The organism is Escherichia sp. TW09308 (assembly GCF_000208565.1).
Taxonomy (GTDB): domain Bacteria; phylum Pseudomonadota; class Gammaproteobacteria; order Enterobacterales; family Enterobacteriaceae; genus Escherichia; species Escherichia marmotae.
In genome coordinates, this window is record NZ_AEME01000001.1 from 4469812 (window position 1) to 4495570 (window position 25759).

23 protein-coding genes and 11 pseudogenes are annotated in these 25759 nt (G+C 52.3%); 21 read left to right on the plus strand and 13 right to left on the minus strand.

Annotated elements, in window-relative coordinates; all coding sequences use genetic code 11:
- Positions 1 to 127 precede the first annotated feature (127 nt).
- The 4 genes and pseudogenes from alaS to pncC all read right to left on the minus strand — a co-directional run bounded on the left by alaS (position 128) and on the right by pncC (position 5096).
- Positions 128 to 2759 (minus strand): annotated as a pseudogene (gene alaS / locus ESM_RS01000000125550) (alanine--tRNA ligase).
- Between the two features lie 129 nt (positions 2760 to 2888).
- A complete protein-coding gene (recX, locus tag ESM_RS0121710; RefSeq protein ID WP_000137971.1) occupies positions 2889 to 3389 on the minus strand; it encodes a recombination regulator RecX in 501 nt (166 codons plus the stop codon).
- A 67-nt stretch (positions 3390 to 3456) separates the two neighbouring features.
- Positions 3457 to 4519, minus strand: a pseudogene (gene recA, locus ESM_RS01000000125560) (recombinase RecA).
- Positions 4520 to 4598: 79 nt separating this feature from the next.
- Positions 4599 to 5096, minus strand: coding sequence for a nicotinamide-nucleotide amidase (pncC, locus tag ESM_RS0121720; protein WP_000132228.1), 498 nt, complete (start codon positions 5094 to 5096; stop codon positions 4599 to 4601).
- 181 nt (positions 5097 to 5277) lie between these two features.
- On the opposite strand from pncC, the gene ESM_RS0121725 reads away from it, so the two are divergent.
- Positions 5278 to 5517, plus strand: coding sequence for a hypothetical protein (locus ESM_RS0121725; protein ID WP_000201680.1), 240 nt, complete (start codon positions 5278 to 5280; stop codon positions 5515 to 5517).
- A gap of 39 nt (positions 5518 to 5556) precedes the next feature.
- On the opposite strand, the gene mltB is transcribed toward ESM_RS0121725, so the two are convergent.
- Positions 5557 to 6642, minus strand: a complete 1086-nt coding sequence (mltB, locus tag ESM_RS0121730; protein ID WP_010380861.1) for a lytic murein transglycosylase B — start codon at positions 6640 to 6642, stop codon at positions 5557 to 5559.
- 255 nt (positions 6643 to 6897) lie between these two features.
- Between mltB and srlA the strand changes: the two genes are divergently transcribed.
- The 7 genes from srlA (at position 6898) to gutQ (ending at position 11942) form a co-directional block, all read left to right on the plus strand.
- Complete coding sequence (gene srlA / locus ESM_RS0121735; protein WP_000573320.1) at positions 6898 to 7461, plus strand: PTS glucitol/sorbitol transporter subunit IIC; 564 nt, start codon at positions 6898 to 6900, stop codon at positions 7459 to 7461.
- Positions 7458 to 8417 (plus strand): PTS glucitol/sorbitol transporter subunit IIB, encoded by a 960-nt coding sequence (gene srlE, locus ESM_RS0121740; protein WP_000196931.1) that lies wholly within the window; start codon positions 7458 to 7460, stop codon positions 8415 to 8417. Before srlA ends, srlE begins: the two co-directional genes overlap by 4 nt.
- A 10-nt stretch (positions 8418 to 8427) precedes the next feature.
- Positions 8428 to 8799: a PTS glucitol/sorbitol transporter subunit IIA gene (gene srlB, locus ESM_RS0121745; RefSeq protein ID WP_000216214.1), complete on the plus strand. Its 372-nt coding sequence runs from the start codon at positions 8428 to 8430 to the stop codon at positions 8797 to 8799.
- A gap of 3 nt (positions 8800 to 8802) precedes the next feature.
- On the plus strand, positions 8803 to 9582 hold the full coding sequence (gene srlD / locus ESM_RS0121750) for a sorbitol-6-phosphate dehydrogenase (RefSeq protein WP_001077342.1): 780 nt from the start codon (positions 8803 to 8805) through the stop codon (positions 9580 to 9582).
- Positions 9583 to 9784: 202 nt separating this feature from the next.
- A complete protein-coding gene (gutM, locus tag ESM_RS0121755; protein WP_000252920.1) occupies positions 9785 to 10144 on the plus strand; it encodes a transcriptional regulator GutM in 360 nt (119 codons plus the stop codon).
- A gap of 66 nt (positions 10145 to 10210) precedes the next feature.
- The gene (srlR, locus tag ESM_RS0121760) at positions 10211 to 10984 is read left to right on the plus strand and encodes a glucitol operon DNA-binding transcriptional repressor SrlR (RefSeq protein ID WP_000804554.1); all 774 of its coding nucleotides are present in this window, start codon (positions 10211 to 10213) and stop codon (positions 10982 to 10984) included.
- Positions 10977 to 11942 (plus strand): arabinose-5-phosphate isomerase GutQ, encoded by a 966-nt coding sequence (gutQ, locus tag ESM_RS0121765; RefSeq protein ID WP_001287429.1) that lies wholly within the window; start codon positions 10977 to 10979, stop codon positions 11940 to 11942. Before srlR ends, gutQ begins: the two co-directional genes overlap by 8 nt.
- Here gutQ and norR read toward each other — a convergent pair.
- Complete coding sequence (norR, locus tag ESM_RS0121770) at positions 11939 to 13453, minus strand: nitric oxide reductase transcriptional regulator NorR (RefSeq protein WP_000010765.1); 1515 nt, start codon at positions 13451 to 13453, stop codon at positions 11939 to 11941. The genes gutQ and norR overlap by 4 nt on opposite strands.
- A gap of 186 nt (positions 13454 to 13639) precedes the next feature.
- On the opposite strand from norR, the gene norV reads away from it, so the two are divergent.
- The 5 genes and pseudogenes from norV to ESM_RS1000000129745 all read left to right on the plus strand — a co-directional run.
- Positions 13640 to 15079 (plus strand): anaerobic nitric oxide reductase flavorubredoxin, encoded by a 1440-nt coding sequence (gene norV, locus ESM_RS0121775; protein ID WP_000029627.1) that lies wholly within the window; start codon positions 13640 to 13642, stop codon positions 15077 to 15079.
- Positions 15076 to 16209 carry an NADH:flavorubredoxin reductase NorW gene (gene norW, locus ESM_RS0121780; protein ID WP_000064723.1) on the plus strand — a complete coding sequence of 378 codons (1134 nt, stop codon included), beginning with the start codon at positions 15076 to 15078 and terminating at the stop codon, positions 16207 to 16209. Before norV ends, norW begins: the two co-directional genes overlap by 4 nt.
- A gap of 216 nt (positions 16210 to 16425) precedes the next feature.
- Positions 16426 to 16881: pseudogene (locus ESM_RS0121785) on the plus strand (NlpC/P60 family protein); the annotation flags it as partial.
- On the plus strand, positions 16878 to 17450 hold the full coding sequence (locus tag ESM_RS0121790) for a tail assembly protein (protein WP_000847703.1): 573 nt from the start codon (positions 16878 to 16880) through the stop codon (positions 17448 to 17450). The pseudogene ESM_RS0121785 and the gene ESM_RS0121790, both read left to right, overlap by 4 nt.
- Positions 17451 to 17510: 60 nt before the next feature.
- Positions 17511 to 17603, plus strand: a pseudogene (locus tag ESM_RS1000000129745) (homoserine acetyltransferase); the annotation flags it as partial.
- A 105-nt stretch (positions 17604 to 17708) separates the two neighbouring features.
- Here the strand turns inward: ESM_RS1000000129745 and ESM_RS0121800 are convergent.
- The gene (locus ESM_RS0121800) at positions 17709 to 17900 is read right to left on the minus strand and encodes a hypothetical protein (RefSeq protein ID WP_001027487.1); all 192 of its coding nucleotides are present in this window, start codon (positions 17898 to 17900) and stop codon (positions 17709 to 17711) included.
- Positions 17897 to 18348, minus strand: a pseudogene (locus ESM_RS01000000125565) (hypothetical protein). Before ESM_RS01000000125565 ends, ESM_RS0121800 begins: the two are co-directional and overlap by 4 nt.
- A 126-nt stretch (positions 18349 to 18474) precedes the next feature.
- Between ESM_RS01000000125565 and ESM_RS0121810 the strand changes: the two are divergent.
- The 6 genes and pseudogenes from ESM_RS0121810 to ESM_RS01000000125575 form a co-directional block, all read left to right on the plus strand.
- Positions 18475 to 19644 (plus strand): RNA-guided endonuclease TnpB family protein, encoded by a 1170-nt coding sequence (locus ESM_RS0121810; protein ID WP_000942658.1) that lies wholly within the window; start codon positions 18475 to 18477, stop codon positions 19642 to 19644.
- 37 nt (positions 19645 to 19681) lie between these two features.
- A pseudogene (locus ESM_RS01000000125570) lies at positions 19682 to 20134 on the plus strand (NlpC/P60 family protein); the annotation flags it as partial.
- Entirely contained in the window at positions 20098 to 20673 is a 576-nt protein-coding gene (locus ESM_RS0121820; RefSeq protein WP_231354053.1) for a tail assembly protein, read from the plus strand. The pseudogene ESM_RS01000000125570 and the gene ESM_RS0121820, both read left to right, overlap by 37 nt.
- Positions 20674 to 20733: 60 nt before the next feature.
- Positions 20734 to 20832 (plus strand): annotated as a pseudogene (locus ESM_RS1000000129750) (homoserine acetyltransferase); the annotation flags it as partial.
- A gap of 448 nt (positions 20833 to 21280) precedes the next feature.
- Complete coding sequence (locus ESM_RS0121835) at positions 21281 to 21748, plus strand: hypothetical protein (RefSeq protein WP_024257712.1); 468 nt, start codon at positions 21281 to 21283, stop codon at positions 21746 to 21748.
- A gap of 240 nt (positions 21749 to 21988) precedes the next feature.
- A pseudogene (locus ESM_RS01000000125575) lies at positions 21989 to 22264 on the plus strand (ISAs1 family transposase); the annotation flags it as partial.
- Here the strand turns inward: ESM_RS01000000125575 and ESM_RS01000000125580 are convergent.
- The 5 genes and pseudogenes from ESM_RS01000000125580 to ESM_RS0121865 form a co-directional block, all read right to left on the minus strand.
- Positions 22260 to 22538, minus strand: a pseudogene (locus ESM_RS01000000125580) (antirestriction protein); the annotation flags it as partial. The pseudogenes ESM_RS01000000125575 and ESM_RS01000000125580 sit on opposite strands and share 5 nt — an antisense overlap.
- 417 nt (positions 22539 to 22955) lie before the next feature.
- The gene (locus tag ESM_RS1000000128875) at positions 22956 to 23726 is read right to left on the minus strand and encodes a hypothetical protein (RefSeq protein WP_001006216.1); all 771 of its coding nucleotides are present in this window, start codon (positions 23724 to 23726) and stop codon (positions 22956 to 22958) included.
- A gap of 44 nt (positions 23727 to 23770) precedes the next feature.
- Positions 23771 to 24287, minus strand: a pseudogene (locus tag ESM_RS0121855) (DUF1380 family protein).
- Complete coding sequence (locus tag ESM_RS0121860; RefSeq protein ID WP_001104874.1) at positions 24217 to 24438, minus strand: hypothetical protein; 222 nt, start codon at positions 24436 to 24438, stop codon at positions 24217 to 24219. The pseudogene ESM_RS0121855 and the gene ESM_RS0121860 overlap by 71 nt, the downstream one beginning before the upstream one ends.
- The gene (locus ESM_RS0121865) at positions 24439 to 25122 is read right to left on the minus strand and encodes a DNA methylase (RefSeq protein ID WP_010380907.1); all 684 of its coding nucleotides are present in this window, start codon (positions 25120 to 25122) and stop codon (positions 24439 to 24441) included.
- 181 nt (positions 25123 to 25303) lie between these two features.
- Here ESM_RS0121865 and ESM_RS1000000129560 point away from each other — a divergent pair.
- Together ESM_RS1000000129560 and tnpB are read left to right on the plus strand one after the other, a co-directional pair.
- Positions 25304 to 25411, plus strand: a pseudogene (locus tag ESM_RS1000000129560) (IS66-like element accessory protein TnpA); the annotation flags it as partial.
- Positions 25408 to 25758, plus strand: coding sequence for an IS66 family insertion sequence element accessory protein TnpB (gene tnpB / locus ESM_RS0121870; RefSeq protein ID WP_000624653.1), 351 nt, complete (start codon positions 25408 to 25410; stop codon positions 25756 to 25758). The pseudogene ESM_RS1000000129560 and the gene tnpB, both read left to right, overlap by 4 nt.
- Position 25759 lies beyond the last annotated feature (1 nt).

A 25759-nucleotide genomic window follows, 5' to 3' on the forward strand; every position in this document is an offset into this window, starting at 1 on the left:
TCATGGCATTACATTCTGTTAAACCTAAGTTTAGCCGATATACACAACTTCAACCTGACTTTATCGTTGTCGATAGCGTTGATGCGAATGCCGCAGACTCACTCTGCGGCATTGCCTGACGCTTATATTATTGCAATTTCGCGCTGACCCAGCCTTTCACACTGGCTAACGCTGCAGGTAAGGCCGCAGCATCCGTACCACCGGCTTGCGCCATGTCAGGACGTCCACCACCCTTGCCGCCCACCTGCTGAGCGACCATACCAATCAGTTCCCCTGCTTTCACACGATCTGTGACGTCCTTAGATACGCCTGCAATCAGAGAAACCTTACCTTCGGCTACCGTTGCCAGCACGATAATTGTCGACCCCAGCTGATTTTTTAAATCGTCAACCATGGTACGTAACATTTTCGGCTCAACACCGCTAAGCTCGCTAACCAACAGCTTAACACCATTAACATCAATTGCCTTACTGGAAAGATTCGCACTCTCCTGCGCAGCAGCCTGTTCTTTAAGCTGTTGTAACTCTTTTTCCAACTGACGCGTACGTTCCAGCACTGAACGCACTTTATCAATCAGATTGTTGCTATCGCCTTTCAGCAGATGCGCGACTTCGCTTAAGCGATCGCTGTCCGCATGAACAGTGGTGATAGCACCTTCTCCGGTTACCGCTTCGATACGGCGAACGCCTGCAGCAGTACCCGATTCAGAGATGATGCGGAACAGGCCGATATCACCGGTGCGGCTGGCGTGAGTACCGCCACACAGCTCGGTAGAGAAATCGCCCATGCTCAGCACACGTACGCGTTCATCATACTTCTCACCGAACAACGCCATCGCGCCTTTCGCTTTAGCCGCCTCAAGATCCATGATGTTGGTTTCGATCGGCAGGTTGCGACGAATCTGTGCGTTCACCAGGTCTTCGACCGCTCGAATCTCTTCAGGTTTCATCGCTTCGTTATGCGAGAAGTCGAAACGCAGCACTTTGTCGTTAACCAAAGAACCTTTCTGGGAGACATGAGTACCCAGAACCTGGCGCAATGCAGCGTGCATCAGGTGCGTTGCGGAGTGGTTCAGACGAATACGGGCGCGGCGCGCTTCATCAACATCAGCCTGCACCGCGTCGCCCACTTTCAGAGAACCCGCAGCAAGTTTACCGATGTGACCTATCGCCTGGCCGTATTTTTGAGTGTCTTCCACCGCAAAAGAGAAGCTTGCGCCTTTCAGTTCGCCTTTATCGCCAACCTGGCCGCCTGATTCTGCATAGAATGGCGTTTGATCCAGTACGACAACCGCTTCCTGGCCTGCATTGATTGCATCAACAGCTTTGCCATCAACAAACAGTGCAGTCACTTTGCCGTTCAGTTCCAGATGGTCATAGCCTTTAAATTCAGAAGCGCTATCAACACGGATCATCGCGTTGTAATCAGCGCCAAAACCACTGGCTTCACGTGCGCGACGGCGCTGCTCTTCCATTGCTGCTTCAAAACCGGCTTCATCGACTTTGATGTTGCGCTCACGACAAACGTCAGCCGTCAGGTCAACCGGGAAACCGTAGGTATCGTACAGACGGAAAGCCGTTTCGCCATCCAGCGTATCACCAGAAAGTTTCGCTAACTCTTCGTCCAACAACGCCAGACCGCGCTCCAAAGTACGCGCAAACTGCTCTTCTTCAGTTTTCAGCACCTGCTCAACCAGCGCCTGCTGGCGTTTCAGGTCTTCACCCGCAGAGCCCATAACGTCGATCAGCGGACCAACCAGTTTGTAGAAGAAGGTTTCTTTCGCGCCCAGCATATTGCCGTGACGTACCGCGCGACGAATGATACGACGCAGTACATAACCACGGTTTTCATTGGATGGCATGACACCATCTGCTATCAGGAATGCGCAGGAACGAATGTGGTCAGCGATAACACGCAGCGATTTGTTGCTCAGATCGGTCGCGCCAGTGACTTTTGCAACCGCCTGAATCAGCGTGCGGAACAGGTCAATGTCATAGTTAGAGTTAACGTGTTGCAGCACCGCAGCAATTCGCTCCAGCCCCATACCGGTATCAACAGACGGCTTCGGAAGCGGTTCCATAGTGCCATCGGCCTGGCGGTTGAACTGCATGAAGACGATGTTCCAGATCTCAATGTAACGGTCGCCGTCTTCTTCTGCGCTTCCCGGAGGGCCACCCCAGATATGGTCGCCGTGATCATAGAAAATTTCGGTGCACGGGCCGCACGGACCAGTGTCGCCCATCTGCCAGAAGTTGTCAGATGCGTATGGCGCACCTTTGTTATCACCGATGCGAATAATACGTTCGCGTGGGATCCCAACTTCTTTTTCCCAGATTTCGTAGGCTTCGTCGTCGCTTTCATAGACGGTAACCCACAGACGCTCTTTCGGCAGGGCAAACCAATTTTTCGCTGGTCAGCAATTCCCATGCAAACTGAATAGCATCGTGTTTGAAATAGTCACCGAAGCTGAAGTTGCCCAGCATTTCGAAGAAGGTGTGATGGCGTGCGGTGTAACCGACGTTTTCCAGGTCGTTGTGTTTACCACCCGCACGCACGCAGCGTTGGGAAGTGGTAGCGCGGGAATAATTACGCTTGTCGAGCCCAAGGAACACATCCTTGAACTGGTTCATCCCGGCGTTGGTAAACAACAAAGTTGGGTCGTTATGGGGAACCAGGGAACTGCTGGCAACTACCTGATGCCCCTTACTGTGGAAAAAGTCGAGAAACGCCTGACGGATCTCAGCGGTGCTCTTGCTCATAATTATCCTGAAATCAAGCTAAAGAAATATCGCTACCAGCAGCAACGTGTTGTTAACCGCCGGGCTGGTAACTGAAAAAGTGGGAATAAGATAAGTTTTCTTGACTGGGAAGTAAAATACCGTATGCGTTCAGTCGGCAAAATTTCGCCAAATCTCCTGGATATCTTCCATCAGATAGCCACGATAGAGCAGAAAACGCTGGATCTTAACTTTTTCTGAAAAGATGGTTGGCAAAGGTTCACCATATTTTCGCGTCGCTTGATCACGCGCCAGCGCGCACCAGTCGATGTCACATTCACGCATCGCTTTTTCTGTCGCCTCTCGGGAGATCCCTTTCTGGCTCAGTTCCTGACGAATACGTGCCGGTCCATATCCTTTGCGACTGCGACTGGCGATAAAGCGTGCAACAAAGCGGCTGTCATCGAGATAACCGTGTTCATGGCACCAGGCGATAACACGCTCATAATCTTCTGCCGTGGCATCAATCTCTTCCGGGCCATTTTTGCCCATAATCGGTGCGGCAAGTTTACGGCGCAGTTCCTGCTCACTGTGATCACGTACCGCCAGAATACGTACCGCGCGATCCAACAGGCGAGTATATATCGGGCGACGGGGCGTTAATTCGGTCATGGCATCCCCTTAAAACTTAAAAAGCAAAAGGGCCGCAGATGCGACCCTTATGTATCAAACAAGACGATTAAAAATCTTCGTTCGTTTCTGCTACACCTTCGCTGTCATCAACAGAGAAATCTGGCGTTGCATTTGGGTTGCTCAGCAGCAACTCACGCACTTTCTTCTCGATCTCTTTCGCAGTTTCCGGGTTGTCTTTCAGCCATGCTGTCGCATTTGCTTTACCCTGGCCGATCTTCTCGCCTTTATAGCTGTACCATGCACCCGCTTTCTCGATCAGCTTCTCTTTCACGCCCAGGTCAACCAGTTCGCCGTAGAAGTTGATGCCTTCGCCGTAGAGGATTTGGAATTCAGCCTGTTTAAACGGCGCAGCGATTTTGTTCTTCACAACTTTCACGCGAGTTTCGCTACCCACCACGTTTTCGCCCTCTTTCACCGCGCCAATACGGCGGATATCGAGACGAACAGAAGCGTAGAATTTCAGCGCATTACCACCGGTAGTGGTTTCAGGGTTACCGAACATCACGCCAATTTTCATACGGATCTGGTTGATGAAAATCAGCAACGTGTTGGATTGCTTCAGGTTACCCGCCAGCTTACGCATCGCCTGGCTCATCATACGTGCCGCAAGGCCCATATGAGAGTCACCAATTTCGCCTTCGATTTCTGCTTTCGGCGTCAGCGCCGCAACGGAGTCAACAACGATAACATCTACCGCGCCAGAACGTGCCAGAGCGTCACAGATTTCCAGAGCCTGCTCACCAGTGTCCGGTTGAGAGCACAGCAGATTATCAATATCGACGCCCAGTTTACGTGCATAGACTGGGTCCAGCGCGTGTTCAGCATCGATAAACGCACAGGTTTTACCTTCACGCTGCGCAGCGGCAATCACCTGTAGCGTCAGCGTAGTTTTACCGGTAAGATTCCGGCCCGTAGATTTCGACGATACGGCCCATCGGCAGACCACCTGCCCCAAGCGCGATATCCAGTGAAAGCGAACCGGTAGAGATGGTTTCCACATCCATGGAACGGTCTTCACCCAGGCGCATGATGGAGCCTTTACCAAATTGTTTCTCAATCTGGCCCAGTGCTGCCGCCAACGCTTTCTGTTTGTTTTCGTCGATAGCCATTTTTACTCCTGTCATGCCGGGTAATACCGGATAGTCAATATGTTCTGTTGAAGCAATTATACTGTATGCTCATACAGTATCAAGTGTTTTGTAGAAATTGTTGTCGCAACGTCTGTAATGCATAAGCCGTCGCCTGACGTCGTACTGCATCACGGTCACCGCTGAAGCATTCCCGGCGGGTAATGCCTTCGCCGCTGGCAGAAGCAAACGCAAACCAGACGGTGCCTACAGGCTTCTCTTCACTGCCGCCATCCGGTCCGGCAATGCCGCTGATAGACACGGCATAATCAGCTCGAGCCGCTTTCAGTGCACCAATTGCCATTTCCACCACGACGGGTTCACTCACCGCGCCATGCTGCGCCAGCGTCTCTTCACGTACGCCGATCATCTGCGCTTTAGCCTCGTTACTGTAGGTGACAAATCCGCGTTCAAACCAGGCGGAACTGCCAGCAATATCGGTAATAACTTTCGCGACCCAACCGCCGGTACAAGACTCAGCGGTTGTGACGGTTGCGCCACGGGCTTTCAGTGCCAGCCCGACCTGTTCACTCAATTGCATCAGTTCACTGTCAGTCATCACAACCTCTGTCAGTCAAAAATTTATGCCGGACAAGATAGCACTTTCCCGCAGAAGATGGGGACGAGCGATTCATTTTACGAGTCGCATTCCGAAATAAGACAGTTACGACCAACCGGTAAAGAAAAAAGGCTACCATGCCGCGTTCACATTGATATGTATTCACAGGGAGAGAAAAGCAATGGCAACAAAGAAAACGGATAACACCCCACAAAACGTGCTCAAACAGACCACGCAAATGCGCATGTGGGTCACCATTGGCGGCGTCAGCGCCCTGGTTGCAGTGGTATGTAAGATTTTATCTTCTGGCTATCTTGAACCTTTCGACTTCGGTCAGGCTGCATTAGGCGTTGTATGCCTGGGATATACGATATCGCTGTCGAAAAAAATCAAGCAATTACGTAATTCGAATAAACAGTAATAAAGCAGAGGGAAGTTTAAACTCCCCTCTTGTCAGTTGTTACTGTACGCGCGCCAGCGCCACAGCCTGTCCTAACTGCCAGACTGCCATTGCATAATGGGTGCTGTGGTTGTAACGAGTAATGGTGTAGAAGTTCGGCAGACCATACCAGTACTGGTAACCCGTCCCAACATCCAGACGCAGCAAGCTGGCCTGCTGATGATTCCCCAACGGCTGCTGCGGCGTCAAACCTGCCGCAGCAAGCTGCGAAACGCTGTACTTAGTTTTGAAACCATTTGGTAAACCTGGTGCCTGGCCGTTTGCCATCACCGCCACCAGGTCACCTTTCACCCAGCCGTGCGCTTTGAAATAGTTTGCCACACTACCAATAGCATCAACCGGATCCCACAGGTTGATATGACCATCACCGCTAAAGTCCACGGCGTATTGTTTGTAAGACGATGGCATAAACTGTCCATAGCCCATCGCTCCGGCAAAGGAACCTTTCAGATTGAGCGGATCATCCTGCTCATCGCGCGCCATTAGCAGGAAGGTTTCCAGTTCGCCAGAGAAATATTCCGCGCGGCGTGGGTAGTTAAATGACAGCGTTGCCAGCGCATCAAGGATGCGGGTTTTACCCATCACGCGTCCCCAGCGGGTTTCGACGCCAATAATTCCGACGATAATTTCTGGCGGTACACCATATACCTGCCACGCGCGATTCAGCGCATCTTCATATTGATTCCAGAAAACCACGCCGTTCTGCACGTTATCCGGAGTAATAAATTTTTTGCGATAACGCAGCCATGCACCGTTCGGGCCTGATGGCGGCTGCACCGATGTGGTCGGTGCCTGGTTATCCATCAACCGCAGTACCGAATCCAGACGTTTCGCCTGGGAAAGGATTTCTTGCAGTTGCTGACGATCGAAGCCGTGTTTGCTCACCATTTTATCGATGAACTGCTGGGCATTCGGGTTGTTGGCGAAGTCACCGCCCATCTGCATCACATTGTGCTGCGGCTCAAGCAGGAAGCCGCCAGACGGCGTTCCGGTGGTCGTTTCAGTCTCGGTAGGTTTTGGCTTGCTGCTGCAGGCGGCAAGCAACACAAAAAGGGGAAGCAATGTTACATAACGACGCTTGAACATGAGGAGTCCATTTAACAGATTCAACCTGGGGCAAGTATGGTAAAGCATCGCGCCCTGCACAAGGAAGCGGTAGTCGCTCCCCGATACGGACTTTACATAACTCAAATACCCTTCATCGACACACCTTCACCATAACTTTCAAATTAAAATATTTATCTTTCATTTTGCGATCAAAATAACACTTTTAAATCTTTCGATCTGATTAGATTAGGTTGCCGTTTGGTAATAAAACAATAAATTCTGAAGGAGAGAACAATGATAGAAACCATTACTCATGGCGCAGAGTGGTTCATCGGGCTGTTCCAGAAAGGTGGAGAGGTGTTTACCGGGATGGTGACCGGCATTCTTCCGCTGTTGATTAGCCTGCTGGTAATCATGAACGCACTGATTAATTTTATCGGTCAACATCGTATTGAACGATTTGCTCAACGTTGCGCCGGTAATCCTGTTTCCCGTTACCTGCTGCTACCGTGCATTGGTACGTTTGTCTTTTGTAACCCCATGACCTTAAGCCTCGGTCGCTTTATGCCGGAAAAGTACAAACCCAGCTACTATGCGGCGGCTTCTTATAGCTGCCACTCAATGAATGGCCTCTTCCCCCATATCAACCCCGGCGAATTGTTTGTTTATCTTGGAATTGCCAGCGGTCTGACAACGCTGAACCTGCCACTTGGCCCGCTGGCCGTCAGTTATCTGTTGGTAGGCCTGATCACTAACTTCTTCCGCGGTTGGGTGACCGACCTGACCACCGCCATTTTTGAGAAAAAGATGGGCATTCAACTTGAACAGAAAGTTCGTCTGGCAGGAGCAACATCATGACACGTATTCGGATCGAAAAAGGGACGGGTGGCTGGGGCGGCCCGCTGGAGCTGGAAGCCACTCCGGGGAAAAAAATCGTCTACATCACCGCCGGTACACGTCCTGCGATTGTCGACAAACTGGCACAGCTTACTGGCTGGCAGGCTATCGACGGATTTAAAGAAGGTGAACCCGCAGAAGCGGAAATCGGCGTCGCGGTAATCGACTGTGGCGGTACACTGCGCTGCGGCATCTATCCCAAGCGGCGTATTCCCACTATCAATATCCACTCAACGGGCAAGTCCGGTCCGCTGGCGCAATACATCGTGGAAGATATTTATGTCTCCGGTGTAAAAGAAGAAAACATCACTGTAGTGGGTGATGCTGCTCCACAATCCTCTACCGTAGGTCGTGACTACGATACCAGCAAGAAAATCACCGAACAAAGCGATGGCTTACTGGCGAAAGTAGGAATGGGCATGGGGTCTGCGGTTGCCGTGCTGTTCCAGTCTGGCCGCGACACCATCGACACCGTATTAAAAACCATCCTGCCGTTTATGGCGTTCGTCTCGGCGCTTATCGGCATCATTATGGCTTCCGGTCTTGGCGACTGGATAGCCCACGGTCTTGCTCCGCTGGCCAGTCATCCTCTGGGACTGGTGATGCTGGCACTCATCTGCTCCTTTCCGCTGCTTTCGCCTTTCCTCGGCCCTGGCGCGGTTATCGCGCAGGTTATCGGCGTATTGATTGGCGTGCAGATTGGTCTCGGCAATATTCCGCCGCATCTGGCTTTACCGGCGCTGTTTGCCATCAACGCGCAGGCGGCCTGCGATTTTATCCCGGTCGGTTTGTCTCTGGCGGAAGCCCGTCAGGACACGGTTCGCGTCGGTGTCCCTTCTGTACTGGTGAGCCGCTTTCTGACCGGCGCGCCTACCGTACTTATCGCCTGGTTTGTCTCCGGTTTTATCTATCAATAGAGGTTAAAACATGACCGTTATTTATCAGACCACCATCACCCGTATCGGCGCGAGTGCGACTGACGCTCTCAGCGATCAGATGCTCATCACCTTTCGTGAAGGCGCGCCTGCGGATCTCGAAGAGTATTGCTTCATTCATTGCCACGGCGAATTGAAAGGTGAACTCCATCCCGGTTTGCAATTTTCTCTCGGACAGCATCGCTATCCGGTAACCGCCGTTGGCAGCGTGGCGGAAGACAACCTTCGCGAACTGGGTCATGTCACCCTGCGCTTCGATGGTTTAAGCGAAGCGGAATTTCCGGGCTCTGTCCATGTGGCAGGCCCCGTACCCGACGATATCGCGCCGGGATCAGTTTTGAAGTTTGAATCTGTTAAGGAGTAAAAAATGAATCAGGTTGCTGTTGTCATCGGTGGTGGGCAAACCTTAGGCGCGTTCCTGTGCCACGGTCTGGCTGCCGAGGGGTATCGCGTGGCGGTTGTCGATATTCAGAGCGACAAAGCTGCAAATGTGGCGCAAGAAATTAATGCAGAATATGGCGAAGGCATGGCATATGGTTTTGGTGCTGATGCCACCAGCGAGCAGAGCGTACTGGCACTCTCTCGTGGGGTAGATGAGATCTTTGGTCGTGTGGATTTACTGGTCTACAGCGCCGGAATTGCTAAAGCAGCGTTTATCAGCGATTTCCAACTGGGGGATTTTGACCGCTCGCTACAGGTAAATCTGGTGGGCTACTTCCTTTGTGCGCGTGAATTTTCGCGCCTGATGATCCGCGACGGCATTCAGGGACGGATTATTCAGATCAACTCGAAATCAGGCAAAGTGGGCAGCAAACACAACTCTGGTTACAGCGCCGCGAAATTTGGCGGAGTCGGCCTTACCCAGTCACTGGCGTTGGATCTTGCGGAGTACGGCATTACGGTGCATTCACTGATGCTCGGTAACTTGCTGAAATCACCTATGTTCCAGTCACTATTGCCGCAATACGCCACTAAGCTGGGCATAAAACCGGATCAAGTCGAGCAATATTACATCGATAAAGTGCCACTTAAGCGCGGCTGTGATTATCAGGATGTACTGAATATGTTGTTGTTCTACGCCAGTCCCAAAGCGTCGTACTGCACCGGGCAGTCGATTAATGTCACTGGCGGTCAGGTCATGTTCTGATCAACAGCGGAGATCCTTTAAGGATCTCCGCGAGACTGCCTGATGCGCTACGCTTATCAGGCCTACGACACCCATACAACACATTGAATTAACAAAACTTTTAAGACCTAATAAGGCGTTCACGCCGCATCCGGCATGAATAAAGCACACACTGTAAACATTCTCAGCGGAAATCCTCCGCCACCACATATAAGGAGAAGTTATGGTATCCGCTCTCATCACCGTCGCCGTTATCGCCTGGTGTACACAACTGGCCTTAGGCGGCTGGCAAATTTCTCGTTTTAACCGTGCCTTCGATGCACTTTGCCAGCAAGGCCGCGTTGGCGTGGGCCGTTCCAGCGGGCGCTTTAAACCGCGGGTCGTAGTCGCCATCGCCCTGGACGATCAGCAGCGCATCGTCGACACCTTGTTTATGAAAGGACTGACCGTTTTCGCCCGACCGCAAAAAATTCCCGCCATTACGGGTATGCATTCTGCTGATTTACGGCCCGATGTGATCTTTCCCCATGATCCATTATCGCAGAATGCTCTATCATTGGCGCTTAAACTGAAACGTAGATAATTTCGTTGTGAATGCTACTTGCTTGCGAAGTTATCATTTTGAAACCTAAATCAGGTAATCACGCCTATGAAACCTCGTCAGCGTCAGGCCGCCATTCTGGAGTATCTGCAAAAGCAGGGGAAATGCTCGGTTGAAGAATTGGCGCAATACTTTGACACCACAGGCACAACCATTCGCAAAGATCTGGTCATTCTGGAACATGCCGGAACCGTCATTCGTACCTATGGCGGCGTGGTGTTAAATAAAGAGGAATCCGATCCGCCAATCGATCATAAAACGCTCATCAACACCCACAAAAAAGAGTTGATAGCGGAAGCCGCCGTCAGTTTTATCCACGATGGCGACTCAATCATTCTCGATGCTGGCAGTACCGTATTGCAGATGGTGCCAATGCTCTCGCGCTTTAATAACATCACAGTGATGACCAACAGTCTGCATATTGTCAATGCGCTATCCGAACTGGATAACGAGCAAACCATCCTGATGCCTGGCGGAACATTTCGCAAAAAATCGGCCTCATTTCACGGGCAACTTGCCGAGAATGCCTTCGAACATTTCAGCTTCGATAAATTGTTTATGGGCACCGACGGCATCGATCTGAATGCAGGCGTAACGACTTTCAACGAGGTCTACACCGTCAGTAAAGCGATGTGTAATGCTGCGCGCGAAGTTATTTTGATGGCTGACTCATCGAAGTTTGGTCGTAAAAGCCCCAATGTAGTTTGCAGTCTTGAAAGCGTCGATAAACTCATTACCGACGCAGGCATTTCTCCAGCGTTTCGTCAGGCGCTGGAAGAGAAAGGGATCGACGTGATCATCACCGGAGAAAGCAATGAGTGAAGCACTACTGAACGCGGGACGTCAGACGTTAATGCTGGAGTTGCAGGAAGCAAGCCGTTTACCTGAACGTCTGGGCGATGATTTTGTTCGCGCCGCCAATATCATCCTGCACTGCGAAGGCAAAGTGGTGGTTTCGGGAATTGGCAAATCGGGTCACATTGGTAAGAAAATCGCCGCAACGCTTGCCAGCACTGGCACGCCTGCTTTTTTTGTCCATCCGGCAGAGGCACTGCACGGCGATCTGGGGATGATTGAAAGCCGCGATGTAATGCTGTTTATCTCGTACTCCGGTGGCGCAAAGGAACTGGATCTGATTATTCCGCGTCTGGAAGACAAATCTATTGCTCTGCTGGCAATGACCGGTAAACCGACGTCACCGCTGGGTCTGGCGGCGAAAGCGGTGCTGGATATTTCCGTAGAACGCGAAGCCTGCCCGATGCACCTTGCGCCGACTTCCAGCACCGTCAATACCCTGATGATGGGCGATGCGCTGGCGATGGCGGTCATGCAGGCGCGTGGGTTTAATGAAGAAGATTTTGCCCGCTCCCATCCAGCCGGCGCGCTGGGCGCTCGCTTGCTGAACAAAGTGCATCATCTGATGCGTCGTGATGATGCTGTCCCGCAGGTGGCGTTAACCGCCAGCGTGATGGACACGATGCTGGAACTCAGCCGCACCGGGTTAGGGCTGGTGGCAGTGTGTGATGATCAACGACTGGTGAAAGGCGTCTTTACCGACGGCGATTTACGTCGCTGGCTGGTTGGCGGTGGTGCACTCACCACGCCCGTTAATGAAGCGATGACGGCTGGTGGCACCACATTACAGGCACAAAGCCGCGCCATTGACGCCAAAGAGATCCTGATGAAGCGCAAAATCACCGCCGCACCGGTGGTAGATGAAAACGGTAAACTCGCCGGCGCGATTAACCTGCAGGATTTCTATCAGGCCGGGATTATTTAATCCTTCAATCCCAGACGTTTCGCCAGCCGATGCAGGTTGGCGACGTCGATTTCCAGCATCCGCGCACAGGCGGCCCAATTGTGATTATTTTGTGCCAGCGCCTGGCGAATGGTTTCGCGCTGGAACTCTTCTGTCGCTTCACGCAGGTTTTGTTTAACGACGGGCACTGTCGTCACTTCTGGCGACGGCAACGTCACCTCAGGAAAAGCAAAATGTTGCGCCTCAAGAATCACTTCATCACCGCTGCGGGTCGCTCTCGCCAGCACTACCGCCCGATGAATAGCATGTTCCAGTTCGCGCACGTTTCCCGGAAAACGGTAGTGTTGCAATAAATTCCGCGCACTGGCGCTCAACACCACGCGAGAAAGTCCCAGTCGCAGACGGCACTGCTCGCAGAAATAACCCGCCAGCAAAATAACGTCATCGCCCCGCTCACGTAGCGGCGGCACGGAAAGCGGAAACACACTCAGGCGATGGAATAAATCGGCGCGAAATCGCCCTGCCAGTACTTCTTCGTGCAAGTCGCGGTTAGTCGCTGCCAGTACGCGCACATCCACCCGCAAACTGCGGTCATCGCCAACGCGCTGAATATCGCCATACTGCAACACCCGCAGTAGCTTGGCCTGCAATGCCAACGACAACTCACCGATCTCATCCAGAAACAGCGTACCGTTATCCGCCATTTCAAACTTACCACTGCGGTTACTGATAGCGCCGGTAAACGCCCCTTTCACATGCCCGAACAGCTCACTTTCCGCCACGCTTTCCGGCAGTGCGGCGCAGTTGAGATAAACCAGCGGATTCACCGCCCGCGGCGAGGCTTCATGAATCGCTTTCGCCACCAGCTCCTTACCTGTTCCCGTCTCACCGCTAATTAAGACGTTGAGATCGGACGCTGCCACAATCTCAATCTCTTTTTTCAGTTGCGTCATACCTGGCGACAGGCCAATCATCTGCATCTCTTTCACCGCTTCAAACGGCACGGCATGACCCGGCAACATATTCTGGCTTTCCAGTTGTTCAATCAGCAACGCATTGCTTAACGCCCCCGCCGCCAGCGCGGCAATCAGCCGTAACTCTTCATCGCTGAAAACATCGAACTGATCGGGCTGCATCCCGTCGAGCGTCAATGCGCCAATCAGGTTTTGCCCGGCAAACAATGGCAGACCAACACAGGCATGAACCTTCAGACTCTCCTGCCCGGGAATCAAACCGTCATAAGGATCGGGTAATTCGCTGTCTGCAGGAAAACGCACCACGTCCCCGGCACGGGCAATCGCTTCCAGCCGCGGATGCCCTTCCAGCGCAAAGCGTCTGCCGAGCACATCTTTTGCCAGCCCGTCGATGGCGAGCGGAATAAATTGCCGCGAGTCGTAGCGCAGCAACGCTGACGCATCACACTCCAGCACCTGACGCAGCGTGGTAATCAGGCGTTGAAAACGATCCTGATGGCCAATCCCGCGCTGCAATTCGATGGCGATATTCGCCAGCACATCAACGGAAAAACTCATCTTTGCCTCACTGTCAATTTGACTATAGATATTGTCATATCGACCATCTGATTAATAGTCATTTTGACTACTCATTAATGAGCATAAATTAATTTATAGAGTAAAAACAATTAGATAAAAAACTGGCACGCAATCTGCAATTAACAAGACATCTTTTTAGAACACGCTGAATAAATTGAGGTTGCTATGTCTATTGTGGTGAAAAATAACATTCATTGGGTTGGTCAACGTGACTGGGAAGTGCGTGATTTTCACGGCACAGAATATAAGACGCTGCGCGGCAGCAGCTACAACAGCTACCTCATTCGCGAAGAAAAAAACGTGCTAATCGACACTGTCGACCATAAATTCAGCCGCGAATTTGTGCAGAACCTGCGTAATGAAATCGATCTGGCAGATATCGATTACATCGTAATTAACCATGCAGAAGAAGACCACGCCGGGGCGCTGACCGAACTGATGGCGCAAATTCCGGATACGCCAATCTACTGTACTGCCAACGCCATCGACTCAATTAATGGTCATCACCATCATCCGGAGTGGAATTTCAACGTGGTGAAAACCGGCGACACGCTGGATATCGGTAACGGCAAACAGCTCATTTTTGTCGAAACACCAATGCTCCACTGGCCGGACAGCATGATGACTTACCTGACGGGCGATGCAGTGCTGTTCAGTAACGATGCCTTTGGTCAGCACTACTGCGACGAGCATCTGTTCAACGATGAAGTGGATCAGACCGAGCTTTTCGAACAGTGCCAGCGTTACTACGCCAATATCCTGACGCCGTTCAGCCGCCTGGTAACCCCCAAAATCACCGAGATTCTGGGCTTTAACTTGCCGGTCGATATGATTGCCACCTCTCACGGTGTGGTGTGGCGCGATAACCCGACGCAGATTGTCGAGCTGTACCTGAAATGGGCGGCGGATTATCAGGAAGACAGGATCACTATTTTCTACGACACCATGTCGAATAACACCCGCATGATGGCTGACGCTATCGCCCAGGGGATTGCAGAAACCGACCCGCGCGTAGCGGTGAAAATTTTCAACGTCGCCCGGAGCGATAAAAACGAAATCCTGACCAATGTCTTCCGCTCAAAAGGCGTACTGGTTGGGACTTCGACGATGAATAACGTAATGATGCCGAAAATCGCCGGGCTGGTGGAGGAGATGACCGGATTGCGCTTCCGTAACAAACGCGCCAGCGCTTTCGGCTCCCACGGCTGGAGCGGCGGTGCGGTTGATCGTCTTTCTACGCGCTTGCAGGATGCAGGCTTCGAAATGTCACTTAGTCTGAAAGCCAAATGGCGACCGGATCAGGACGCGCTGGAGTTATGTCGTGAACACGGTCGTGAAATCGCCCGTCAGTGGGCGCTCGCGCCGCTGCCGCAGAGCACAGTGAATACGGTGGTTAAAGAAGAAACCAGTGCCACCACAACAACCGACCTCGGCCCACGGATGCAGTGCAGCGTCTGCCAGTGGATTTACGATCCAGCAAAAGGCGAGCCAATGCAGGACGTCGCGCCGGGAACGCCGTGGAGTGAAGTTCCGGATAACTTCCTGTGCCCGGAATGTTCCCTCGGCAAAGACGTCTTTGATGAACTGGCATCGGAGGCAAAATGAGCAACGGTATTGTGATCATTGGTTCGGGCTTCGCCGCCCGCCAACTGGTGAAAAATATTCGCAAACAGGACGCCAGTATTCCATTAACCCTGATTGCTGCCGATAGCATGGATGAGTACAACAAACCTGATCTCAGCCATGTTATCAGTCAGGGACAACGTGCCGACGACCTTACCCGCCAGACGGCGGGAGAATTTGCCGAACAGTTTAATCTGCGCCTGTTTCCACAAACCTGGGTGACGGATATTGATGCCGAAGCCCATGTGGTGAAAAGCCAGAATAATCAGTGGCAGTACGACAAGTTAGTGCTGGCAACCGGTGCCAGCGCCTTCGTCCCGCCGGTGCCTGGGCGTGAGTTAATGCTTACTTTAAATAGTCAGCAAGAGTATCGCGCCTGTGAAACGCAACTACGGGAAGCGCAGCGCGTGTTGATTGTCGGTGGCGGCCTGATTGGTAGCGAACTGGCGATGGATTTTTGTCGGGCAGGCAAAGCAGTCACGCTGATCGACAACGCCGCCAGTATTCTGGCATCGTTAATGCCACCGGAAGTAAGCAGTCGCTTACAACATCGGTTGACGGAGATGGGCGTCCATCTGCTGTTGAAATCTCAGTTACTGGCGCTGGAAAAAACGGATTCTGGCATCCGTGCAACCCTGGACCGCCAGCGCAGCATCGAAGTGGATGCGGTGATTGCCGCCACCGGGCTGCGCCCGGAAACCGCCCTGGCACGACGCGCCGGGCTGACGATTAATCGCGGCGTTTGCGTCGATAGTTATCTGCAAACCAGCAATGTCGATATTTACGCGCTGGGCGATTGCGCGGAAATTAACGGTCAGGTATTGCCGTTTCTGCAGCCGATTCAACTTAGCGCAATGATGCTGGCAAAAAATCTGCTCGGCGCTAATACGCCTCTGAAACTACCGGCGATGCTGGTAAAAATCAAAACGCCGGAGTTACCACTGCATCTGGCAGGGGAAACCCAGCGTCGGGATTTACGCTGGCAGATTTGTGCCGAAAACCAGGGAATGGTGGCACGCGGTCTGGACGATACCGATCAGTTACGTGCCTTTGTGGTCAGTGAAGATCGGATGAAAGAGGCGTTTGGATTGTTGAAAACGTTACCGGTGTAGGCGCATCTGGCTACTGTGCCCAAAATGCCAGCGTCGCATCCGGCAACACGGTTGTCGGATGCGGCGCGAGCGCCTTATCCGACCTACGGAGAGCGCATATGTTGGTCACATAATACGTTCATGACGCATCCGCCTACTGTGCCCAAAATGTCGGATGCGACGCTGGCGCGCCTTATCCGACCTACGGAGAGCTCATATGTTGGTCACATAATGCGTTGCGGGGAGATTCATAAATTCCGCTGTGTGCCGTATCTCATCGGGCGGCGCTTTGAGCACGGGGTGACGGACTGTTACACGCTGTTCCGGGACGCTTACCATCTGGCGGGGATTGAGATGCCGGATTTTCACCGCGAGGATGACTGGTGGCGTAACGGTCAGAATCTCTATCTGGATAATCTGGAGGCCACAGGGCTGTATCAGGTGCCGTTGTCAGCGGCGCAGCCGGGCGATGTGCTGCTGTGCTGTTTTGGTTCATCGGTGCCGAATCATGCCGCCATTTACTGCGGCGACGGCGAGCTGTTGCACCATATTCCTGAACAACTGAGCAAACGAGAGAGGTATACCGACAAATGGCAGCGACGCACACACTCCCTCTGGCGTCACCGGGCATGGCACGCATCTGCCTTTACGGGGATTTACAACGATTTGGCCGCCGCATCGACCTTCGTGTGAAAACGGGGGCTGAAGCCATCCGCGCACTGGCCACACAGCTCCCGGTGTTTCGTCAGAAACTGAGCGACGGCTGGTATCAGGTACGGATTGCCGGGCGGGACGTCAGCACGTCCGGGTTAACGGCGCAGTTACATGAGACTCTGCCTGATGGCGCTGTGATTCATATTGTTCCCAGAGTCGCAGGGGCCAAGTCAGGTGGCGTATTCCAGATTGTCCTGGGGGCTGCCGCCATTGCCGGATCATTCTTTACCGCCGGAGCCACCCTTGCAGCATGGGGGGCAGCCATTGGGGCCGGTGGTATGACCGGCATCTTGTTTTCTCTCGGTGCCAGTATGGTGCTCGGTGGTGTGGCGCAGATGCTGGCACCGAAAGCCAGAACTCCCCGTACACAGACAACGGATAACGGCAAACAGAACACCTATTTCTCCTCACTGGATAACATGGTTGCCCTGGGCAATGTTCTGCCGGTTCTGTACGGTGAAATGAGCGTGGGGTCACGCGTGGTTTCTCAGGAGATCAGCACGGCAGACGAAGGGGATGGTGGTCAGATTGTGGTGATTGGTCGCTGATGCAAAATGTTTTATGTGAAACCGCCTCCGGGCGGTTTTATCGTTTATGGAGCATGACGAATGGGTAAAGGCAGCAGTAAGGGGCATATCCCGCGCGAAGCGAAGGACAACCTGAAGTCCACGCAGCTGCTGAGTGTGATCGATGCCATCAGCGGTAACGGGCGACGCGTCAGCGTGGCCCGCTTCCCTTCCGGCAGACGCCAGCCTGCCAGGTTTTTTCGCGCGGACTGACAGGCGGCCTACACCGCCCGCCCTGTATCACCTGTGTCTGCAGCCCTGAAGGATGTACTGACCGCCCAGGAAAACAGCATGCTGATTCGCCACAAAATCGCAGATTTCATCAACAATCTGCGCGGTGGTAAGCGGTTTCTGCCCCATTTCACGACGCCGCGCATTAATCACGGCTTTGTAATTGCGCAGAATTTCGCGGGTTTCCGTGCTGATATTCATGACATGTTCTCCCCGTCCAGCGCCTGTAACACAACGTCCATCGCTTCGCGTTCTTCCCTGACGAATGCGTCACCGTCGCCTCCGTTCTCACTCCCGACGGCATACAGGCGCTTCATTTCACTGCCTGCCAGCGCCATCACTTTTTCCGGCATCACCGCCGGGACTGTCACCTGACGGCTGGCGCGCTTTTCTTCCATCAGTTCACGAACAACGCTGACATCCGCACCATATTCAAAGGCATCGTCCAGCCGCTGCATGACGGTTTCCAGCTCATCGCCATATGGCTCCAGTCCTGAGCCATATGGCGCACATCCCCACGGGTCAGCACCACGGCAAAAACACATTCACTGTCCGGCACGTCTGTATCCAGCACTTCGCGGATAATTTCTTTAACAGTACATGTTCTCGTCGCCTTTACAGGGACGGCATTGCCGCCCCGTCCGTTAATCAGCAAAAAACCGCCTTTCCTCCTCGCCCAGTGCGGGCGGAGAGGAAAGGCGGAAAAGCCCTTCGGGCTTTAAAAAAAAATAATTACGGTGTTAGCATAAAAAGCCTGTATCAATGAGCAGTGACTATGTTAAGAGCAACAAAAGTACGTATATACCCCGCTCCTGAACAGGCAGAGTACCTCAATGCCCAGTTCGGTGCAGTGCGCTTTGCGTACAACAAAGCTCTTCACATCAAAAAACATGCTTACCAGAGACACGGAGTAAATTTAAGTCCGCGTAACGATCTGAAACCGTTGTTGTCTGTGGCCCAAAAGTCCCGCAGGTATGCCTGGCTCAAAGAGTTTGATTCAATGGCATTGCAACAGGCGGTAATTAATCTTGATGTGGCATTTTCCAACTTTTTTAATCCGAAGCGGAAAGCGCGGTTCCCGACGTTTAAACGTAAACACGGAAAACAATCGAGCTATCACTGTGTCGGAGTTAAGGTGCTGGATAATGCCATCAAAATTCCTAAACTGTCCCCAATAGAAGCACGCCTTCATCGTGAACTTCATGGAAAGCTGAAAAGCATCACTATCACCCGTTCAGCAACGGGGAAATACTATGCTTCAATTCTCTGTGATGATGGTCTGGAAGCTCCAGTAAAACCCACGTTGATATCAACAGTTACTGGCCTGGATATGGGGTTTGAGCACTACGCCATCAGGTCTGACGGAGCAAAAATTGCGAATCCCCGCCATCTCATCAATGCCAGCCGTAATCTGCGACGCAAACAAAAAGCGTTATCCCGCAAGCAAAAGGGAGGCGCGAATCGTAAAAAGGCCAGAATCCGTCTGGCAGCGTTACACGAACGGGTGGCTAATGCCCGTGCTGATTTTCAACACAAGCTCTCTCATACAATTGTTGACGAAAACCAAGCGGTAATTGTCGAGACGCTGAAAACAGCCAACATGATGAAAAACCACAATCTGGCAAGAGTGATAGGTGATGCAGGCTGGCATAGGTTCATCACAAGGCTGGAGTACAAGGCGGCGGAAAAAGGCGCTCACCTGGTAAAACTCGACCAGTGGTTTGCCAGTTCGAAAACGTGTCATTGTTGTGGTTACAAGATGTCGGAAATGCCACTTCATAAACGCATCTGGCGATGCCCTGAATGTGGTATTGAACATGACCGCGACATCAATGCGGCGCTCAACATCCGGCAAAAAGGAATACTGGAACTGAAGGCGGCGGGACTCGTCGTTTCTGCCCATGGAGGCCAGCGTAAATCTGTCGCACAGACGGTTGCGGCCTGAGAAGTGGGAAGCCTCGCCCGACAGGGCGGGGAGCTGGGGAGTGATTCATAAGTTCCGCTGTGTGCCGCATCTCACCGGGCGGCGTTTTGAGCACGGGGTGACAGACTGTTATACGCTGTTCCGCGATGCCTATCATCTTGCAGGTATCGATTTGCCGGATTTTTACCGACATGATGACTGGTGGAAATCAGGTCAGAATCTCTATCTGGATAATCTGGAGGCCACAGGGCTGTATCAGGTGCCGTTGTCAGCGGCGCAGCCGGGCGATGTGCTGCTGTGCTGTTTTGGTTCATCGGTGCCGAATCATGCCGCCATTTACTGTGGTGACGGCGAGCTGCTGCACCATATTCCTGAACAACTGAGCAAACGAGAGAGGTATACCGACAAATGGCAGCGACGCACACACTCCCTCTGGCGTCACCAGGCATGGCACGCATCTGCCTTTACGGGGATTTGCAACGATTTGGCCGCCGCATCGATCTGCGTGTGAAAACGGGGGCCGAAGCCATCCGGGCGCTGGCCATGCAGATCCCGGCGTTTCGTCAGAAGCTGAGCGACGGCTGGTATCAGGTACGCATTGCCGGGCGTGATACAGGTGAAACGGAATTATCAGCCCGTCTTAATGAACCGCTGGCAAATGGTGCTGTGATCCATATCGTGCCGCGTCTGGCAGGAGCCAAAAGTGGCGGTGTGTTTCAGGCTGTGCTGGGGGCGGCTGTTATGGCGGTTGCTATATGGATGCCGGGGGTAGGAATTATGGCGAGTAATCTGCTGTTTTCTCTCGGTGCCAGTATGACGCTTGGCGGTGTTGCACAGATGCTGGCCCCTAAACCCAAAACCCCCCGCACACAGACAACGGATAACGGCAAACAGAACACCTATTTCTCCTCACTGGATAACATGGTTGCCCAGGGCAATGTTCTGCCGGTTCTGTACGGTGAAATGCGCGTGGGGTCACGCGTGGTTTCTCAGGAGATCAGCACGGCAGACGAAGGGGATGGTGGTCAGGTTGTGGTGATTGGTCGTTGATGAAAAACGTTTTATGTGAAACCGCCTGCGGGCGGTTTTGTCGTTTCTGGAGCGTGAGGAATGGGTAAAGGCAGCAGTAAGGGGCATACCCCGCGCGAAGCGAAGGACAACCTGAAATCATCCCAGATGCTGAGCGTGATAGACGCCATCAGTGGAGGCGGGTTAAACCTCTACCAATATGCACTGAATCCGTTAAGCTGGATCGATCCCCTTGGATTAAAATGTGGCTTCGCGGAAAGGAATAATATAACCCAAAGATGGGTAAATAAATTAACAGGCAAAACTCCGGCTGAAATAGATTCTCTTTTAACTTCTAAAGGTTGGACCAAGATCTACCCACAAGCTGGTAGGCCTGATGCTATTCAACATATACAATATGTGAAAACAACAAAATCTGGTGCAACATATAAATTAGATTATCATCCTGGTGGTAATGCAAAACAACCGAATATTCATGGAAATGATTATTGGAAGGTTTACAGAACCAATAGTAAAGGTGAAGATGTTGTATATGGACGTATAGGTCATGATGGTTTTGAAAATTATGATCTAATAAAGGATTCTCCTGTTTATGTCGATGGTGTCTTAGTAAATGGTGGGATGTAAAATGTTTGATTTTTCCGCAGAAATAAAATCATTTCATTCATTGGGTAATGTGCTATTAAATACAAATATAGCTTCCTACTTTACTGAAATGTATGCTGATCATTGTGTTGAGTGCAAGGAATATCTTCTACCTGATGCGAGTAAGAGATTTGCCTATGTATTGGATGAAACTTTAACTATATCAACCGAACCTGATGGAAATATATTTTCTATTGGATGTAATCAAAATTACAAAGGGTTATACAAAAAAATATTATATGCAGGTCAAGAAATTGGTGAGATAAAAAAACTCACTTCTCGACAAAGAATATTTAATGGCTCTATTGTTATAGATGAGGATTTTGGCGTTTTATTTATATTACCACCACCATTTGATGAAATAGCTGACAGTATAGATGGTATTCCATTAAACTTAAAATTGAATGAAATATATATAGGTGATTATTCGTTTTGGAATCCATGTAAATAATGAAAATCCGGGAGGAAAAATCAAATTCCCCCGGCTTTTTTATTTAATTATCTTTCAGTACACCCTGCATCCCGCTTTTTATTCCCTTAACCACCTCAGGGAAAGATCACGTAACGCAGATTTTTTGTACTAAATAATTCGCACTAAATGTTCAATAATTGAGATATTCCTTATTACCTAAAGCTGTTTTTCATTGTTTATACATGATCAAATACTCCTTACATAATTAAGGAAAACAAAATGGAACTTAAAAAATTGATGGAACATATTTCTATTATCCCCGATTACAGACAAGCCTGGAAAGTGGAACATAAATTGTCTGATATTCTACTGTTGACTATTTGTGCCGTTATTTCTGGTGCAGAAGGTTGGGAAGATATAGAGGATTTCGGGGAAACACATCTCGATTTTTTGAAGCAATATGGTGAATTTGAAAATGGTATTCCTGTTCACGATACTATTGCCAGAGTTGTATCCTGTATCAGTCCTGTAAAATTTTATGAGTGCTTTATGTCACAATGATGCCTGCGGCATCGGCGCTGACCGTACGGTCAAACCAGTTTTCACCGTTGACCAGATGAAAACGGTCGCCATCCGGCATCATGTAACCGCCACCGTCCGGCAGGCGGATGAAGTGCCAGAATCCGCCTTCATATTCCGGCATCATTTTTTTCGCCAGCGCGTACACAGATGCCTCGGCATACAGAAAATCCAGGCCAAACAGGTAAGGCAGAAAGGAGAGACGGTCGCACTCTTCAACATTCAGAGTGACAGGTTTCGCATATTGCATGATGTTTTCCTCCGTTGTTCACATATTCCGCGACACCGGGCGGTGCCGTGCCTCCATAAAAGCCGGGCGATAAGGCGGGGATGCACAGGGCGCAAGGAAAGCCGCAGCCTGACGCACACGGCTGGCGGGAGTTGGAGGGTGAGACCGCGAAATCTGAGCGGGTGAACGACCGGAAAATCACGGCAGACGGGAAGGAGGGACCGGGTGACCGCAGCGGCGAAGCGTACCCTTGCATCCCTGCCAGCCCGGCTAAGATGGAGGCACGGCACAGCCCGCACACGACACGGCGGCCACATAACTGAAAATCCACAAGGCCATGCCCCGCATGGCCGGGTAAAGCGGAGCCGGCGGCGACTTCCTTTGTGCTCTTTCCGGTGACCGGCAGGAAAAAGGCGGGGATTTTCCCCGCCAGTGTCATCATTTCCGGATTTTTGCCAGAGCATCCGCCATGCTGCGGATTTCGGCCCTGGCTTCCCGGACCACCTCCCGCAGAATATCCCGGTCAAACCAGCGGCGGGGCGGTTCATCCGGTATACGCAGCACATCGCAGGACAGCCCACTGGACAGGATATGCTCAATACAATCGCTGACCAGATACATTTCCACCGCCGAAAAACGTGCGCCCCGGTTCAGGATGGCATCGAGCACCACAGGCAGGTTTTCGTCGTCTTCATCGAGCCAGCAGGGGTGATCGCTTTCCTTCACGACCAGGCGAAAGCGGCGCGTCTGGCGGGTCAGCAACGTCTGACCGCTTGTGGTCAGCGCCGCCCGGATACGCCGCGCATCTTCTGCCACCCGGCAACTGACACTGCATACTGCATCTCGCACCGCATCAAGAACTGCCCTGATTTCGTCTTCGGTCAGCCATTCTCCGGCATACGGGAAAGACACCTGCGTTCCGTCTGCCGGAAGTACCGGCAGCGACTGCCACTGACTGCCGGACAGTACCAGTTCCGCCCCGGTTCCGGTCAGTTTCTGAATGGCGGAGGCCAGGTGCGGCGGCAACACGCCATCGTGGCGGTTAACGAGTAACGTCGCCAGCCGGGGCGCATCCAGCCGCACGTAAATGCTGATCCAGCCCGGATGGTTCGGATTTCGCTGGTCAACATCCGTCTCTTCCGGCCAGCCCTGCGCCAGCAGCAGGTTACGGGCGTGGCGACAAATCAGTGCATTCAGCGTTTCGTTCATGATTCATGGTCTCCCTGAATCGCCGCCCGCAGGCGGCGATAACATCAGTCGTTTTCGTGTGTGTTGTTTTTCAGCAGGGTGCGGGCCTGATTAACCACCGCCTGACGGCGGGTGACGCATTCCGGGACGACGAGGCCGTTATCACGGGCGGCCCATTCACGCTTCCACAATGCCTGTTCAGCGGTCTGAATCAGGGACGCCAGCAGTTCAGCAGGGACGGTCACCTGGCGGTTTTCGCTCACGTTGCTGATGATCTCCATCGCCGCACCGGAAGAAATACCGGACTCAATCCGCTGGTCTTCCGGGATGTCCTCCAGGCGCGCCAGGATGGCCCTGATTTCATGATCGGTCAGAGAAATTTCCATACCGTCAGCCAGTGCCTGAATCTCTTCCGGGGACCAGACAACCAGCATCAACGGCGTGTCTCCCGGATACTTTGCTGCCAGCTCCCGGCAGAGCGTTTCGCATGTTCCGTACATACTCTCTCCCCTCAATCTCTGAAGCAGGAATCCAGTTCCAGAATTTCGGTATACGCCTCCATAAACAGGCGATTGGCGCGATACAGCGTCTGGCGTGTCAGGCGTTCAACAAGCACATCGGAATCAAAGCGACAGCGATGCTCCATATCGTTCAGCCTGGCCCGAAGGTCACACATGGTGTTGGCCACCTCCGCCACGTCGGCGCGAAGTTTTTCATGTCCGGCATAGTTCATTTACGCAGCCTCCGGCATAAACCAGTCATCATTTGCGGCCCCCTGCTGCATGGCCCGCTGTACGGCAGCCAGACGTTGCTGTCCGGCACGGTGATACTGCTCAAGCAGCTCGATACCGATATACCGGCGTCCGGACTGGAGGGCGGCGACGCAGGTTGAGCCGCTGCCTGCAAACGGGTCCAGCACAATCGCGTTCGGGTGTGTGAAGCTCTCAATCAGCGGTTGCAGGCTGGTAACGGGCTTTTCAGTCGGGTGATGACGATTGCCTGAATATTTCCAGCCCAGCACGTCGGGCAATGGCTTCTGAGGCAGCGCCGGACGGCCTTTTGCCAGGATGTAGGCGCATTCGTGGCGATAGCCCACATATGCGGCCTTCGATGTGTAGGTTTTGGTGAAGACCAGGTGGCCAACCACGCTGAATCCCGCATTTTTCCAGGCGGCCATAAAGCGATCGACACGGTTCCAGCCGTAGAAGCTGACCATCAGCGCGTCTTTTTTCAGCACGCGGTACATCTCATTACAGGCCGGTTGCAGCCATTCATCGGTTTTATCGCCGGCGATGGTACGCCCCTGACGGTCACGGAAACCGACGAGATATGGCGGGTCGGTGAGGATGAAATCAATGGCGTTATCAGGAATCGTGGCCATAACACGCACGCAGTCACCCAGGATAAAACGGGACATAACAGCTGTATGAACGCATCCCCGTTTAAACGAAGGGCGTGTTTCGCGGCGTCTTCCGGTAACGGCCTCTTCTGACACTGGCGTTGAATTATTACCTGTAGAGATAACGCCGGATGAGCAGAAAGAATCGGTGGCTCCCATTGCGCCGTCTTTATCCACTTCCACTCAGACCAGCGTCAGCGCCGGCTCCTGCAAGGTGGAGTTTCGTCACGGTAACATGACGCTGGAAAATCCTTCAACAGAGCTGCTCACGGTGTTGCTCCGTGAACTGACCGGGAGGGGAAGATGATCTCACTTCCATCAGGCATCCGCATCTGGCTCGTTGCCGGCGTTACCGATATGCGTAAATCCTTCAACGGTCTGGGAGAACTGATACAGCATGTGCTGGATGAGAACCCCTTCTCAGGCCACCTGTTTATCTTCCGTGGCCGACGGGGTGACACCATTAAAATTCTTTGGGCTGATGCTGATGGTCTGTGCCTGTTCACCAAACGCCTGGAGGAAGGCCAGTTTATCTGGCCTGCGGTGCGTGACGGTAAGGTATCCATTACCCGCTCGCAACTGGCAATGCTCCTCGATAAGCTGGACTGGCGTCAGCCAAAAACATCCCGCCTTAACGCACTGACAATGTTGTAAA